The organism is Methylibium sp. (genome assembly GCF_013817365.1).
GTDB lineage: Bacteria > Pseudomonadota > Gammaproteobacteria > Burkholderiales > Burkholderiaceae_C > Methylibium.
The window spans coordinates 1-14572 of record NZ_JACDCU010000050.1; the positions used below are offsets into that span (position 1 = coordinate 1).

Here is a 14572-nt window from a genome sequence, read left to right on the forward strand (position 1 = left end):
CAACCTGCTCGCCTCGCTGCACGACGCACCGCTGCGCAGCTGGCGCCCGCGCGGGCGTTCGCTTTACCTGCTGAGCACGGGCCAACGCCATGCGTTGATGAGTTATGGCCCGTTCAGTCTTTCCGGTGGCTGGGTCTGGCGTTGGAAGGACCACATCGACCGGGCCTTCATCGCGCGCCACGGCCCGGATTCCGATCGCGCGGCATGATGCAGTCGTCAGGGTTGCAAGCTGCGCTGTAAGCCCGGCGGCCCGGCCGCGACACAAACTAAATTCCCGGAGTTCCGAACGATGCACGCCACCCTGCCGCTGCTGCGCCAGACCGATTTCCCCGCCCTGCGCCGGCGCCCGCTCGAGACGCTGCAGGTCAACCTGGGCTACCGCTGCAATCAGAGCTGCCTGCACTGCCATGTCAACGCCGGGCCGAATCGCACCGAGATGATGGACGCCGACACGCTGGCGCTCGTGCGCGAGGTGCTGGTCGCACGCCGTATCAAGACACTCGATCTGACCGGCGGCGCGCCCGAACTCAACGAAGGTTTTCTCTCGCTGGTGACCGATGCGCGCGCGCTCGGCGTGCACGTGATCGACCGCTGCAACCTCACCATCCTGTTCGAGCCGGGGCACGAGAAGCTTGCCGAGTTCCTGGCCGCGCAGCAGGTCGAGGTGGTCGCATCGATGCCCTGCTATTCGGTGAAGAACGTGGACCAACAGCGCGGCAGCGGCGTGTTCGACAAGAGCATCAAAGCATTGCAGAAGCTCAATGCGCTGGGCTACGCGCAGCCGGGCAGCCCGCTTGTGCTCAAGCTCGTCTACAACCCGCAAGGCCCTGCGCTGCCGCCGCCGCAGGAGGCACTGGAGGCCGACTACCGGCGTGAGTTGTTCGAGCACTTCGGCATCCGCTTCAACCAGCTCTACACCCTGGCCAACATGCCGATCCAGCGCTTCGGCAGCACGCTGGTTTCCAAGGGACAGTTCCAGGGCTACATGCAGTTGCTCAAGGACAGCTATTCGCGCGCCAACCTCGAGGGCGTGATGTGCCGCAACCTGGTGAGCGTCGACTGGCAGGGCGATCTCTACGACTGCGATTTCAACCAGCAGCTCGGCCTGCCGCTGCCCCCGGCCGGCGCGGCGCCTCGCCGCGCGGTCGGCGGTGAACGGCCCCATGTCCTGCCCATCGCCGGGGCGCGACCGCATCTGCGCGATCTGCTCACCCGCGCGCTCGACGACGACCCGATCGCCGTGGCCGACCACTGCTACGGCTGCACCGCGGGGCAGGGCAGCAGTTGCGGCGGCGCGCTGAAGGCGGCGGCATGAGCGCGGAAGAGGGGCCCCGCGCAGCGGGGATCGCAGCGCGAACGCCGCCGTGCCGCCGACTGGGTGGCGTCTGGAGTGGTGCGACTCTGTCGGAGGCGGCTTGATGAACAAGAAGCTGCTGCTGGCAGCGCTGATCGCCGCCGCGGTCATCGCCTTCTTTGCCTTCGGCGGGCACAACGAGTTGAGCCTGGAGGCGATGAAGGCACGGCAGGCGCAGTTCGCCGAGCTCTATGCGCGCCAGCCGCTGACGGTGCTGGCCGCCTACTTTGCCATCTACGCGGCGGTCGCCGCGCTTTCGCTGCCCGGCGCTGCGGTCATGACGCTGGCCGGCGGCGCGCTGTTCGGGCTGTGGATCGGCACCTTGGTGGTGAGCTTCGCCTCGTCGATCGGCGCCACTCTCGCCTTCCTGGCTTCGCGCTACCTGTTGCGCGACACGGTGCAGCGCCGCTTCGGCGACAAGCTCACGGCGGTCAACGAGGGCGTGGCTCGCGATGGCGCGTTCTACCTGTTCACGCTGCGGCTGGTGCCGCTGTTTCCCTTCTTCGCGGTCAACCTGCTGATGGGACTCACGCCCATGCGCACCCCGGTCTTCTACGGCGTGAGCCAGCTCGGCATGCTGGCCGGCACGCTCGTTTACGTGAACGCCGGCACGCAGCTCGGGCAGATCGAAAGCCTTTCGGGCATCGTGTCGCCGGGCGTGATCGGCTCCTTCGTGCTGCTCGGCCTGTTCCCGCTGATTGCCAAGTGGATCTCCGGCCTGGTGCAGGCGCGGCGTGTGTACAAGGGTTGGGACAAGCCGAAGACCTTCGACCGCAACCTCGTCGTCATCGGCGCGGGCGCGGCCGGCCTGGTCTCGAGCTACATCGCTGCCGTGGTGAAGGCCAAGGTCACTCTGGTCGAAGGCCACAAGATGGGCGGCGACTGCCTGAACTTCGGCTGCGTGCCGAGCAAGGCGCTGATCCGCACCGCGCGCTTCATGAAGGACGTGCGGGCGGCTGAGTCGCTGGGCGCGCACGACGCACAGGCCAAGGTGCGCATCGAAGACGTGATGGCGCGCATCAAGCGCGTGATCGCCGCGATCGAGCCGCACGATTCGGTCGAGCGCTACACGGGTCTGGGCGTCGAAGTGCTGCAGGGGCACGCCGTCATCACCTCGCCGTGGACGGTGGAGATCGACGGCAAGCCGCTCAGCACGCGCGCCATCGTCATCGCCGCCGGTGCGCGTCCTTTCGTGCCACCGATTCCGGGCATAGAACAGGTGCGCATGGTCACCTCCGACACGCTGTGGGACCTGCAGGGCGAGCCGGGCCGGTTGGTCGTGCTCGGCGGCGGGCCGATCGGATGCGAGCTGGCGCAGGCCTTCGCGATGCTCGGCGTGGCGGTCACGCAGATCGAGAAGGGGTCGCGCGTGTTGTCGCGCGAGGACGAGGACGCTGCCATGCTGGTGAGCGAATCGCTGCGCGCGGAAGGCGTGCAACTGCTGCTCGACACCGAGGCGCTGCGTTGCGAAGTGGTCGCCGGCGAGCAGCGGCTGTTCGTGCGCCGCGATGGCAAGGAGCAGGCGATCGCCTTCGACACCCTGCTCGTCGCCGTGGGCCGCGTCGCCCGCACCGAAGGCTACGGCCTCGACAAGCTCGGCATCGAGCTCACCAAGCAAAAGACGATCGAGGCCGACGCCTTCCTGCAGACCCGGTTCCCGAACATCTACGTCTGCGGCGATGTCGCCGGCCCCTACCAGTTCACGCACGTCGCCGCACACCAGGCCTGGTTCGCGGCGGTCAACGCGCTGTTCGGCCGCTTCAAGCGCTTCAAGGCCGACTACCGCGTGATCCCGCGCGTGACCTTCACCGAGCCCGAAGTCGCGCGGGTGGGACTTTCGGAAGCCGAGGCGCGCGAGCAGAAGATCGAAGTGGAAGTGGTGCGCTACGGCCTCGACGACCTGGACCGCGCCATCGCCGACGAAGCCGCGCACGGCTACGTGAAGCTGCTGATCGCGCCCGGCAAGGACAAGATCCTCGGCGCCACCATCGTCGGCGCGCATGCCGGCGAGCTGCTGGCCGAGTTCACCCTGGCGATGAAGCACGGCCTGGGGCTCAACAAGATCCTCGGCACCATCCACCCGTATCCGACGTGGAGCGAGGCGGCCAAGTACACCGCCGGTGAATGGAAGCGTGCGCATGTGCCGCAACGGCTGCTCGCCTGGGTCGAGCGCTACCACGCGTGGGAGCGCGGCCACCGTGGCGCGGCCGCTGCGAGCCCGGCCGGCGAGGTCGGGATCGGGAAGGGCGCATGAAGCTCGCCATCGTGATGCCGGTGCTCGACGAGGCGGGTGTCCTGCCGAAAGCTTTGACGCGGCTGCAGGCCCTGCGTGCGCACGGTGCTGAAGTGATCGTCGCGGACGGCGGCAGCCAGGATGCCTCGGCGGCGCTGGCCCAACCGCTGGCCGACGCCGTGCTCGCCGCACCCCGCGGGCGAGCCCGGCAGATGAACGCCGGCGCAGCGGCGGCCGCGAGCCACGGCCCCGGCGACGCGCTGTTGTTTCTGCATGCCGACACGCTGCTGCCCGAGGCGGCGTACGAACTCGTCGCCGAGGCCTTGCGCCACCATGCCTGGGGCCGCTTCGACGTGCACATCGAAGGCCGCTCGCCGGCGCTGCGCCTCGTCGCCGCGCTGATGAACCGGCGCTCGCGCTGGAGCGGCATCGCCACCGGGGACCAGGCCGTCTTCGTGCGCCGCGATGCCTTCGACGCGGTGGGCGGTTTTCCCGACCAGCCGCTGATGGAAGACATCGAACTGAGCAGCCGCCTGAAACGCCGATTCGGCCGGCCGGCCTGTCTGCGCGCGACGGTGCAGACCTCCGGGCGCCGCTGGGAACGGCGCGGCGTGTGGCGAACCATCGCGCTCATGTGGCGGCTGCGGCTGGCTTACTGGCTGGGCGAGAAGCCGGAGCGCCTGGCCGAGGCGTATCGCTGAAAAGCGATGAGGCATTCCTTGTCGAGCTGCCGGCCGCGTATGGAGCGCGCCGCCATTGCATTGCTCCTTGCGCGTGTGAACCGCCCCGCTTTCTCGCTGCGCCCGCCGTGCCCGAGGCCCGCGTCATGAGCACGCGAGTTCTCGTTTTTGCCAAGGCACCCGAGGCCGGGCGGGTCAAGACGCGTTTGATCCCCGTGCTCGGCGCACAAGGCGCGGCGGACCTTGCGCGGCGGCTGCTGCATCACGCGGTGGCCGAGGCGCTGGCTGCCCGGCTGGGCCCGGTCGAGCTGTGCGCCAGCCCGGCGCTGGACGATGCAGCGTGGCGCGGCACGGCGGTGCCGAGCGCAGTCGTGCGCAGCGACCAGGGCGAGGGCGATCTCGGCGAGCGCATGGCACGCGCGGCGCAGCGCGCACTGCAGACGGACGACGCCGTGCTGCTGATCGGCACCGATTGCCTCGCGCTCGATGCGCCGCGCTTGCGCAGCGCCGCGCAGCAACTGGCGCTTCATGGCGCCACCTTGCATCCTGCGCACGACGGCGGCTACGTGCTGCTCGGCCTGACCCGCTTCGACGCCACGCTGTTCAACGGCATCGCCTGGAGCACCGCGACCGTGGCCGCCACGACGCGCGCGCGTTTCGCCACAATCGGCTGGCCGCTGCACGAGGGCGAGACCCTGCATGACCTCGACGAACCCGTCGACCTGGCACATCTGCCTGAAGACTTCTCGCCAGAGCATCGACTTACAAGGCGATCGACATGACCCCATTGATCGCGCTGCTTCTGGCGCTTACCACCACGTCGGTTCTCGCCGAACCCGTCTGGGTCGGCCGCTTCGCCGACGGCACCGAAGCCTGGCGCAACGTCAGTCTCTCCGACAAGCTGACCCCGACGCGCTACACAGCGATGACCTGGGACGGCGTCGCCGCCATCGAGGCGCAAGCCGATGCCAGCATGTCGCTCTACGCGCGCCCGCTCATGCTCGACTTCACCGCCGCGCCGGTGCTGTGCTGGCGCTGGCGCATCGACGCGCCGCTCGAGAAGGCCGACCTCGCCACCAAAGCCGGTGACGACTACGCCGCCCGCGTCTACGTGAGCTTCTCGCTGCCGCCCGAGCACTTGAGTTTCGGCACCCGCGCCAAGCTCTCCATCGCCCGCGCGATCTGGGGCGATCAGGTGCCCGACGCGGCGCTCAACTACGTGTGGGACAACCGCTATCCGGTGGGCACCACGCGGCCCAACGCCTACACCGATCGCACGCGCATCATCGTGGCGCGAAGCGGCGCTGTCCACGCCGGCGAATGGGTGACCGAGCGGCACGATGTCGCAGCCGATCTGCAGGCTGCGTTCGGCGATGCGGCCACCCAAGGCGCCAAGGCCGTGCAGCTCGCGCTGGCCAGCGACACCGATAACACCGGGGAGGCTGCGCGCGCCGGCTTCGCCGACTTTCACTTCGTCGCACGCGAGAAGGCCTGCGCTTTCGCGGCCGCACCGGCGGCGAAACCCTGACGCCAGCGCAACCGGCGCTCGGTGCCTGAGGCCCGCAGGGTCGAGGCGACAGAATCGGCACATGAACAAGGCCTTCACCAAGGAAAGCGACGCCGACGCGGATGTCGGCGACGACGAGTCCGAGATCGGGCTGCCTCCTCTGCCCACGGGCACAAGAAACTACCTTACGCCGGCCGGCTATGCGCGCTTGCATGCCGAGCTGTTGGCGCTGATAGACGACGAGCGGCCCCAGGTGGTCGAGACCGTGTCATGGGCCGCCAAGAACGGCGACCGCTCCGAGAACGGCGACTACCTCTACGGCAAGAAGCGCCTGCGCGAGATCGACCGCCGGATCCGCTTTCTCACCAAGCGCCTGGAAATCGCCGAAGTGGCCGACCCGAGCGTGCACTTCGGTGCCGACCAGGTGTTCTTCGGCGCGACCGTCACCTACGCCCAGCCCGACGGCACCGAACGCACCGTGACCATCAAGGGCATCGACGAGGCCGATGCGCTGGCCGGCGAAGTGAGCTGGATCTCGCCGGTCGCCCGCGCGCTGCTCAAGGCACGCGAGGGCGACGAAGTGCCGCTCATGACCCCGGCCGGGCCGCAGACGATCGAAGTGGTGACGGTGCGCTACCCCGCGCCGCCATAGAGAGCAATCTTCTTCGCCGCTTGAGGCCGTCAGGCCACGCTGCCCTTGACGCGCAGCGCCGCGATGCTGGCCTCGTCATGGCCGAGTTCGCGCAGCACAGCGTCGCTGTGCTCGCCCAGCCGGGGCGCGCGCTGGCGCACGGCACCCGGCGTGGCCGAGAGCCGGGGCACGATGCCCGGCACCGCGATCGTGCCGCCGGCCAGCGCCGGAATGCGCTCGATCGAGCCGCGTGCCGCGAAGTGCGGGTCGGCCGCGAGGTCCGCAATGGTGTAGATGCGGCTGGCCGGCACCTCGGCGCGGTCCATCGCCGCGAGCACTTTCTCGAGGCTGCGCTGAACGGTCCAGTCGCCGATCGCCGCATCGAGCTCCAGCGCCCGCGCGGCGCGGCCGTCGTTGTGGGTGAGTCGCGCATCGTCGGCCAGGTCGGCGCGGCCGATGGCCGTCATCAAGCGCCGGAAGATGCTGTCGCCATTGCCGGCGATGAGCACGAAGCGGCCGTCGGCGCACGGGTAGGCATTGGAGGGTGCGATGCCGGGGAGCGCGCCGCCCGCCGGCTCGCGCACGTCGCCGAAGGCGTCGTACTCGGGCAGCAGGCTCTCGGTGAGGTTGAACATCGCCTCGTAGAGGGCGAGGTCGATCATCTGGCCCTGCCCGCCGCGGGCGTCACGCTGATACAGCGCGAGCAGCACGCCCATCGCGCCGTGCAGACCGGCAACGGTGTCGCCGAGCGAGACGCCGGCGCGCACGGGCGGGCGGCCCGGCTCGCCATTGAGATGGCGCAGCCCGCCGAAGGCCTCGCCCACTGCGGCGAAGCCGGGCTCGCGTGCGCGCGGTCCCGTCTGGCCGAAGCCGGAAAGGCGCAGCATGACGAGGCGCGGGTTCAGCGCGTGCAGCGCGTCCCAGCCCAGGCCCCAACGCTCCAGGGTGCCGGGGCGGAAGTTCTCGATCAGCACGTCGGCATCGCTCAGCAGCTCGCGCACCAGGGCCTGGCCCTCAGGCTGGCGCAGGTCGATTGCCACCGACTCCTTGTTGCGCGATTGCGCGTCCCACCACACCGAGGTGCCGTCCTTGAGCTTGCGCCATTTGCGCAGCGGATCGCCGGCACCGGGCGGCTCGACCTTGATGACCCGCGCGCCGAAATCGGCCAACGTCTTGCCGGCGAACGGCCCGGCGATCAACTGGCCGAGTTCGATCACCTTGATGCCGTCGAGGATCTGCATGCGCGTTCGGGCGGTGGAGCGGCGTGGCCGGGGGAAGGGCCGCTTATTCTGACGAGCCCTCGCGCGCTCGACCAGCGATCCAACGGAGAAACTGGGTCTAGCCGCCTCAGGGCTTGACGCGCGCCACGCGCAGCACCGAAGGCGAGCGCTTGAGCGCGCGAAGCGTGTCCGCCAGGTGCAGGCGGTCGCGCAAGCAGAGCAGCAGGCGCAGCTCGGCGGTCTGTCCGGCACGCTCCTCGTTCATGTCGATGTGAACGATGTCGGCTTCGGCGCCGCTGACGGCCGAAGCTATCTGCGCCAGCACGCCCTTGCCGTTCGTCAGCAGCACGGTCACGGCGGTCTCGAAGTTGCGCTGCGGGGTGTCGGACCATTCGACGGTGATCCAGGGCTCCTTGTCGCGCTCGAACTGGCGCCTGCCGATGCCGCAATCTGCCGTGTGCACCAGCAGGCCTTCGCCGCGGCCGAGGTAGCCGACGATCGAATCGCCCGGCACGGGACGGCAGCACAGTGCGAGCTGGAGCGTCGCCCCCTCGCTGCCGTCGAGCACCACGGTGCCGTGCGCAGGTGCGCCGTCCTCGGTGCCGTAGCGGCCGAGAGTGAGCGTCACCGCGTCGGGCCGCGTGCCGCGTTCGGCCTGCAGTGCAGCCAGCCGCTTGGCGACGATGGCCGGGATCTTCTTGCCCAGGCCGATGTCGATGAGCAACTCATCGCGCTTCCTGAGCCCGGCCCAGCGCAGCAACGCCTGCCAGAGCTGCGCGTCGGTGTCGCTGCCGGTCTCGTCGCCTGCGGGAAGCTGCAGGCCTTCGGCGCGGATCGACTGGGCCAGCAGCTTTTCGCCGAGGCTGAGCGATTCCTCGGCCTCCATGTTCTTCAGGTAGTGGCGAATGCTCGAGCGCGCACGGCCGGTCCGCACGAAATTGAGCCAAGCCGGGTTGGGCCGCGCGCTCGGCGCGCCGATGATCTCGACCACGTCGCCGCTGCGCAGCGGCGTGCGCAGCGGGACCGACTCGCCATTGACCTTGGCGGCGATGCAGCGGTCGCCGATGTCGCTGTGGATAGCGTAGGCGAAATCCACCGGCGTGGCACCGCGCGGCAGCGCGAGGATTTTGCTCATCGGCGTGAACACGTAGACCGAGTCGGGGAAGAGATCGATCTTCACGTGCTCGAGGAACTCGGCCGCGTCGCGCGTCTCGTTCTGGATGTCGAGCAGCGACTGCACCCACATGGCGCCGAGGTGCTGCGCATCGCCGCTGCCATGCGCCTTGTAGAGCCAGTGCGCGGCGATGCCGGCCTCGGCCACCAGATGCATCGGCTCGGTGCGGAGTTGAAATTCGACCGCGGTGCCCAGCGGGCTGACCAGCGTGGTGTGCAGCGACTGGTAGCCGTTGGCCTTGGGAATGGCGATGTAGTCCTTGAAACGCCCCGGCATCGGCTTGTAGAGCTGGTGCAGCACGCCCAGCGCCAAATAGCATTCGGGCAGCGACCCCACGACGATGCGAAAGCCGAAGATGTCGTTGACCTGCGCGAAGCTCAGGTGCTTTTCTTCCATCTTGTTGTAGATGGAATAGAGCGTCTTCTCGCGGCCCGAAACATCGACCACGAGCTTGGCGGTCTTGAAGGCCTTTTCCACGTCGAGCTGTACGCGCTCGACGATGTCGCGGCGGTTGCCGCGTGCGCGCAGCACCGCCTTCGAGAGCGCCGCATGGCGCCAGGGCCGCAGGTACTGGAAGCTCAGCTCCTGGAGCTCGCGGTAGGTCTGGTTCAGGCCCAGGCGGTGCGCGATGGGCGCGTAGATCTCCATCGTCTCGCGGGCGATGCGTTCGCGTTTGGCCGGCTGCACGGCCTGCAGGGTGCGCATGTTGTGCAGCCGGTCGGCCAGCTTGATGAGGATCACGCGCACGTCGCGCGCCATCGCCAGCAGCATCTTGCGGAAGCTCTCGGCCTGCGACTCCTCGCGCGTGGAGAAGTGGAGCCGGTCGAGCTTGGTCAGTCCGTCGACCAGGTCGGCGGTGGGAGCGCCGAAGCGCTCGATCAATTCGACCTTGGAGGTGCCGCAGTCCTCCATGGCGTCGTGCATCAGCGCGGCCATGATGGCGGTGGCGTCGAGCTTCCAGCCGGCGCACAAACCTGCCACCGCGATCGGGTGGGTGATGTAAGGCTCGCCGCTGGCACGGAACTGCCCGAGGTGGGCTTCGTCGGCGAACTTGTAGGCCTCGCGCACGCGCTTGATGTCGGCCGCGCTCAGATACGAAAGTTTCTTGGTCAGCGTGGCGAAGGACGCCGCGGCCGCGTCGCTGACCGCCGCCTCGGCTGCCGGGGCCTCGCTGTTGGAGCCCAGCATGAAGGCCGGCAGAGCCTGGCTCAGCTTTTTGCGAACGGCTTGGACGGCACGGGAGGGCATGAGTTCATGGTAGCGCGCGGGTTCACAGGGTGCGGCGAAGGGCGCGGCAGGCCTCAGGGAACGGGCTGGTTATCGGGCGGACGGCGCAAAAAAGCAAACGGCCCGCGGAGGCGGGCCGTTTGCTGCGCGGGTGCGCTTCAGGTCACACGGGCACTTTTCTCAACATCTCGATCCCGACGTGGCCTTCGGCGATCTCGCGCAAGGCCGTCACGCCGGGCTTGTTCTTGCTCTCGACCTTGGGTGCGTGGCCCTGGCTGAGCATCCGCGCGCGGTAGGTCGCGGCCAGCACGAGCTGGAAGCGGTTGGGAATCCTGGCGAGACAGTCTTCGACGGTAATGCGGGCCATGGGGTGAGTCTCCGGGACGAACGAAAAGGGGTGGGATCGGGCATCAATCCAGGTCGAGGGCCTGAAACACGGCCGCCTTGCTGCGCCGTTGACTCGCGTATTTTAGCCGTTGCGCATGAACGATTGCCTTGAGGTCGAACAAGGCCGTCTCGAACAGGGCGTTGATCACGACGTAATCGAAGTGTCTGGCCTGCGCCACTTCCTCCCGCGCATTGGCCATGCGCGTGCCGATCACCTGCGCCGGGTCTTCGCCGCGGCGCTCCAGCCGTTGCAGCAGCTCACCCCAACTCGGCGGCAGGATGAAGACCAGCACCGCGCCGGGGAACAGCCGCTTGATCTGCAGCGCGCCCTGCCAGTCGATCTCGAGCACCACGTCCTCACCGCCGGCCAGACGCTGCTCGATCGCCAGCCGCGACGTGCCGTAGAGGTTGCCGTGCACCTCCGCCCATTCAAAGAAGGCGCCTTCCATCACCATGTCTCGAAACTGCGACTCGGCGATGAAGTGGTACTCATAGCCCTCGACCTCCTGCCCGCGCGGCGCGCGGGTGGTGTGCGAGATCGACACGGCCAGACGGCCGTCGAGTTCGAGCAGGGCCTTGACGAGGGTGGATTTGCCGGCGCCGCTGGGCGCTGCGACGACGAACAGATTGCCAGCGGTGGGATCGACGTCGCCGACGGTGCGGTCGCTCGAGGTGCTCATGGTCGCCTGATCATCGTTGACTCGTAGGGCCCATGGCTTGCGGGTGAGGCGCCTGCGCCCCGCTTTGCGGTGAAGAGAAGCGCGCGCCGCGTTGGATTTCGGAAGTTGGCCGTGCAGCGAAACTCGCGTGGTCAGTCTATCAGTCGTGACTTTTCGCAGGTTCGGCGGCCTGCGTTGCGAAGCGTTGCGCATGTGCCTCGAGCATGAACCCGTACGAGACCGGCATTCAATTTGCTCGGTTGGCTTCTGGAATCAAACCATGAACGTCGTTGCTGCCTCCCTGCCTGCTTGCGTTGTGATCGTCATGGGCGTGTCGGGCTCCGGAAAGACGCTGGTTGCCACCTTGCTGGCCGAGCGCTTGCGGTCGGAGTTCGCGGATGCCGACGCCTTCCATTCGACCGCCAGCCTGCGCAAGCTGCGCAGCGGCAATGCCCTCACGGATGGGGACCGCGGGCCGTGGTTGCGCGCGCTGGCGTCATGGATCGACACCGTGCGCGGCGAGGGCAGGCGGGGCGTCCTGGCCTGTTCGGCACTCAAGCGAAGCTATCGCGAGACCCTCACCGCCGGCCGAGACGGCGTGAGGCTCGTCTACCTCAAAGGCGACGCCGAGCTCATCAGTCGCCGCATGAAGCAGCGGCACGGGCACTTCATGCCCTCCGCTCTGCTGCAAAGCCAGCTTGACACGCTGGAAGAGCCGCAAGCCGATGAGAACCCGATCGTGGTTTCGATCGACGCCGACCCGGGTGCGATCGTGGCAGAGATCATTGCCAACCTCGCGAAGCGGGCGCCGCTGTTTTGAGGGTGCTCAAGGCCGGCCGCGCAGGGCAACCGTCCTGGTGCTCGACGGCATCTTGTGAGCGACATGCTGGAATGGGCTCTTGGCGGCAATGTCGCCCGCGACGAACTTGCGCTGGCCGAACACGCCGTTGTCGAGCCAGTACTCCACGGGCAGGGCAGTAAGGCTACTTCTCCGACAGAGTCGAAAGAATTCCGTAGCTCATCATCAGGAGCAGTCCTCCGTGCAGCAGCGTGCCGAATAAGCCCGCAACTAGCCAACGGCGCCGCACGCGTGGCAGCTTGCCCTGAAGCGCGAGCTTCTCGTCGACCGAGGGTTCGATGAAGCGGTAGGGGTTGTTCCAGGCCAGCGACTGTGCAAGCTCCGGCGGCAGAGCTGTTCGCGGTGCGGTGCGGTGCGGTGCGGTGCGGTGCGCTGACGAGCTCGATGCCATCGCCGACAGCCTCAACGGCAGACCCCGCGCCACGCACAACTGGCGCACGCCGCTCGAGGTGTTCGCGCAGACGCTGGCCAGCGCTCATCAACCCCCCGGTCTGTCTGCAGCGTGCGTCGTCATGCAAACACCCCGATCAGTTCGTCATTGAGCAGTTCGTCATAGACGGCCAGCGGATGGGGCAGGCTCTCCACGGGCAGTGCCACGTGCTGCGGCAATGCCCTCGGCGCGTGCAACGCCGGCGGGCAGCATGAGGGCGCGTTCTCGCCTAGGCGCACCGCCGGCACCGCCTTGGTGGTGCCATGCACACGGGCAGCATTGGCGATCTCGTCGAGCCAGCGCCGGACATGCACTTGGCCAGCTCGACCGTGAGGCGCAAGCCGCTGGCTTCGATAGTCGCCGCCAGCGGCGTCTCGAAGCGCACACGGCTTCGGGCTCGAGGCGCTTGAGTGGCGCGAGCCATGCCTTCGATTGGCTGATGCTGGCCGCGTAGCCGCGCTCGCCGATCTCGCACAGCAGCACGCTCGCCGGCATCCAGCGCGGGCTCGCTTGCTCGATGCGCTCGCTCAGGTAGCCCTTTGTATGCGTCGAGCTTGCACGCTCGTGCAGGTCGAGGTCCGTAGCGACACGCCTGCTGTCACGCAGGTAGCCGGCCAAGCAAACCGATCGACAACGCGCGTGTGGAGAGCTTCAACGGCCGGCTGCGGCAGGAATACCTCAACGCGCATTGGTCCTTGTCGATGAAGGATGCGCGCGACAAGATTGCGGCCTGACGCACTACTACAACGAGAGTCGTCCCCACTCCGCACTAGACTGGGCCACACCCGCAGAGTTCGCCCGCAACTGCCGGCTCAAGCCGAGCAGTTCCGATCCCCCAAAAGCCGGAAGTTCCCATCTCTAAACGGTACTGAAACGGGTACAGGGTTGCTATGAACCGCTGTGCCAGAAAGAAATTTGCCACCACAAGTCATCCTCACAAATGAAGAAGGGTTTTTGAGTATGGAAGGTCGAATCACCATCGAGCGGATCCTAGATATCGCCCGGTGGGCACCTAGCGGTGACAACACTCAGCCTTGGCGTTTTGAGATCGTCGACAGCGATTCCGTCATAGTGCACGGCTTTGATACGCGCAAGGACTGTGTCTACGACCTTCAAGGTCGAGCCAGTCAACTCTCGATAGGTGCGCTGCTGGAAACTATCGCCATCGCTGCAAGTACCTACGGGCTGCGTGTGGAAACCCGGCGCCGATGTGACGCACCTGACGTTCAGCCGACCTTCGATATCAAGTTTTCATCTGACATCGAGATAATGGAAGATCCATTGGTGCGGTTTATTACAGAACGCAGTGTGCAGCGCCGCCGTTTGAGAGTGCGGCCACTGACGCTGACAGAGAAGCAGGTTCTCGAAGCTTCAGTCGGTGTGCATTACCAAGTGAAGTGGCTCGAGGGATGGGCCAATCGATTTCGCGCAGCCCGGCTGATGTTTCGCAATGCAAAGCTTCGAATGATCATGCCGGAGGCTTATCAAGTCCATCGAAGAGTCATCGAATGGAACGCAAGTTATAGCGAAGATCGAATTCCTCAGGCCGCACTGGGGGTGAGCGCGCCCACCGCATGGCTGATGCGGTGGGTCATGCGCAGCTGGGCGCGCGTTGAGTTTTTCAACACCTACTTGGCCGGTACGTTGATCCCTAGACTGGAGATGGACTTCGTACCGAGCTTGGCATGTGCTGCACATGTCGTAATCGCAGCGCGGAAGACCCCAGAAACTATCGACGACTACATACTTGCCGGGCGCTCGGTGCAAAGATTCTGGCTAACTGCAACAAAACTGGGCCTTCGTCATCAACCGGAGATGACGCCACTTATTTTTGCAGGGTACTTGAAGGCGGATATAGCATTCACAAAAAACGAAAATGTGAAGTTGTTCGCCGCCAGCACAGCAGCTGATACTTTCGAGCTAATCGGTGATGATATGGCACGAGCTGTCTGGATAGGGCGTATCGGGGAAGGACCGGCCGCCAAAGCAAGATCCCGGCGTCTTAGTCTTGAAACTCTTCTCGTATCAGATAGAAGGTAGAAGTGTGAACTCGTTATTGTTGACCCGCTGCGATAGACAGGTTGTTGAAAACGCTTTTCGGGCTCGAGTGCTATTGACAGGACCGCTCAAGGGATTTCTACGTTGGTTCTCAAGCCGGAGTGGGGTATGGCCGTTGATGGGCGGCTGGATAATTGCATTTCCGATCTGGGC

General features: G+C 66.7%; 14 protein-coding genes and 3 pseudogenes. 10 read left to right on the top strand and 7 right to left on the bottom strand.

Annotation, left to right across the window (positions count from 1 at the left end; all coding sequences use genetic code 11):
* From H0W38_RS05280 to greB, 7 genes and pseudogenes are all read left to right on the top strand, one after another.
* Nucleotides 1–208, top strand: a pseudogene (locus tag H0W38_RS05280) (hypothetical protein); the annotation flags it as partial.
* Nucleotides 209–289: 81 nt separating this feature from the next.
* The gene (gene arsS, locus H0W38_RS05285; protein WP_292451897.1) at nt 290–1315 is read left to right on the top strand and encodes an arsenosugar biosynthesis radical SAM (seleno)protein ArsS; all 1026 of its coding nucleotides are present in this window, start codon (nt 290–292) and stop codon (nt 1313–1315) included.
* Between the two features lie 103 nt (nt 1316–1418).
* Complete coding sequence (locus H0W38_RS05290; protein WP_292451899.1) at nt 1419–3608, top strand: FAD-dependent oxidoreductase; 2190 nt, start codon at nt 1419–1421, stop codon at nt 3606–3608.
* The gene (locus tag H0W38_RS05295; RefSeq protein WP_292451901.1) at nt 3605–4288 is read left to right on the top strand and encodes a TIGR04283 family arsenosugar biosynthesis glycosyltransferase; all 684 of its coding nucleotides are present in this window, start codon (nt 3605–3607) and stop codon (nt 4286–4288) included. Before H0W38_RS05290 ends, H0W38_RS05295 begins: the two co-directional genes overlap by 4 nt.
* Before the next feature lie 125 nt (nt 4289–4413).
* Nucleotides 4414–5049, top strand: coding sequence for a TIGR04282 family arsenosugar biosynthesis glycosyltransferase (locus H0W38_RS05300; RefSeq protein ID WP_292451903.1), 636 nt, complete (start codon nt 4414–4416; stop codon nt 5047–5049).
* Nucleotides 5046–5795: a DUF3047 domain-containing protein gene (locus H0W38_RS05305; RefSeq protein WP_292451905.1), complete on the top strand. Its 750-nt coding sequence runs from the start codon at nt 5046–5048 to the stop codon at nt 5793–5795. The genes H0W38_RS05300 and H0W38_RS05305 overlap by 4 nt, the downstream gene beginning before the upstream one ends.
* 61 nt (nt 5796–5856) lie before the next feature.
* On the top strand, nt 5857–6426 hold the full coding sequence (gene greB / locus H0W38_RS05310; RefSeq protein WP_292451907.1) for a transcription elongation factor GreB: 570 nt from the start codon (nt 5857–5859) through the stop codon (nt 6424–6426).
* Between the two features lie 29 nt (nt 6427–6455).
* Here greB and H0W38_RS05315 read toward each other — a convergent pair whose 3' ends face one another.
* The 4 genes from H0W38_RS05315 to gmk all read right to left on the bottom strand — a co-directional run bounded on the left by H0W38_RS05315 (nt 6456) and on the right by gmk (nt 11093).
* Entirely contained in the window at nt 6456–7646 is a 1191-nt protein-coding gene (locus H0W38_RS05315; protein ID WP_292451909.1) for a CaiB/BaiF CoA-transferase family protein, read from the bottom strand.
* 106 nt (nt 7647–7752) lie between these two features.
* A complete protein-coding gene (locus tag H0W38_RS05320; protein WP_292451918.1) occupies nt 7753–9987 on the bottom strand; it encodes a bifunctional (p)ppGpp synthetase/guanosine-3',5'-bis(diphosphate) 3'-pyrophosphohydrolase in 2235 nt (744 codons plus the stop codon).
* Nucleotides 9988–10189: 202 nt separating this feature from the next.
* Nucleotides 10190–10393, bottom strand: a complete 204-nt coding sequence (gene rpoZ, locus H0W38_RS05325) for a DNA-directed RNA polymerase subunit omega (protein WP_292446421.1) — start codon at nt 10391–10393, stop codon at nt 10190–10192.
* A 43-nt stretch (nt 10394–10436) separates the two neighbouring features.
* A complete protein-coding gene (gene gmk, locus H0W38_RS05330) occupies nt 10437–11093 on the bottom strand; it encodes a guanylate kinase (protein WP_292451912.1) in 657 nt (218 codons plus the stop codon).
* A 304-nt stretch (nt 11094–11397) separates the two neighbouring features.
* On the opposite strand from gmk, the gene H0W38_RS05335 reads away from it, so the two are divergent.
* Entirely contained in the window at nt 11398–11892 is a 495-nt protein-coding gene (locus H0W38_RS05335; RefSeq protein WP_292451920.1) for a gluconokinase, read from the top strand.
* Nucleotides 11893–11898: 6 nt separating this feature from the next.
* Here H0W38_RS05335 and H0W38_RS05340 read toward each other — a convergent pair whose 3' ends face one another.
* From H0W38_RS05340 to H0W38_RS05350, 3 genes and pseudogenes are all read right to left on the bottom strand, one after another.
* Nucleotides 11899–12039: a hypothetical protein gene (locus tag H0W38_RS05340; protein ID WP_292451914.1), complete on the bottom strand. Its 141-nt coding sequence runs from the start codon at nt 12037–12039 to the stop codon at nt 11899–11901.
* A gap of 16 nt (nt 12040–12055) precedes the next feature.
* The gene (locus H0W38_RS05345) at nt 12056–12322 is read right to left on the bottom strand and encodes a hypothetical protein (protein ID WP_292451922.1); all 267 of its coding nucleotides are present in this window, start codon (nt 12320–12322) and stop codon (nt 12056–12058) included.
* Nucleotides 12323–12441: 119 nt separating this feature from the next.
* A pseudogene (locus tag H0W38_RS05350) lies at nt 12442–12959 on the bottom strand (hypothetical protein); the annotation flags it as partial.
* 10 nt (nt 12960–12969) lie between these two features.
* On the opposite strand from H0W38_RS05350, the pseudogene H0W38_RS05355 reads away from it, so the two are divergent.
* A pseudogene (locus tag H0W38_RS05355) lies at nt 12970–13223 on the top strand (transposase); the annotation flags it as partial.
* Nucleotides 13224–13276: 53 nt separating this feature from the next.
* Nucleotides 13277–14401, top strand: a complete 1125-nt coding sequence (locus H0W38_RS05360; protein ID WP_292451916.1) for a nitroreductase family protein — start codon at nt 13277–13279, stop codon at nt 14399–14401.
* Nucleotides 14402–14572 lie beyond the last annotated feature (171 nt).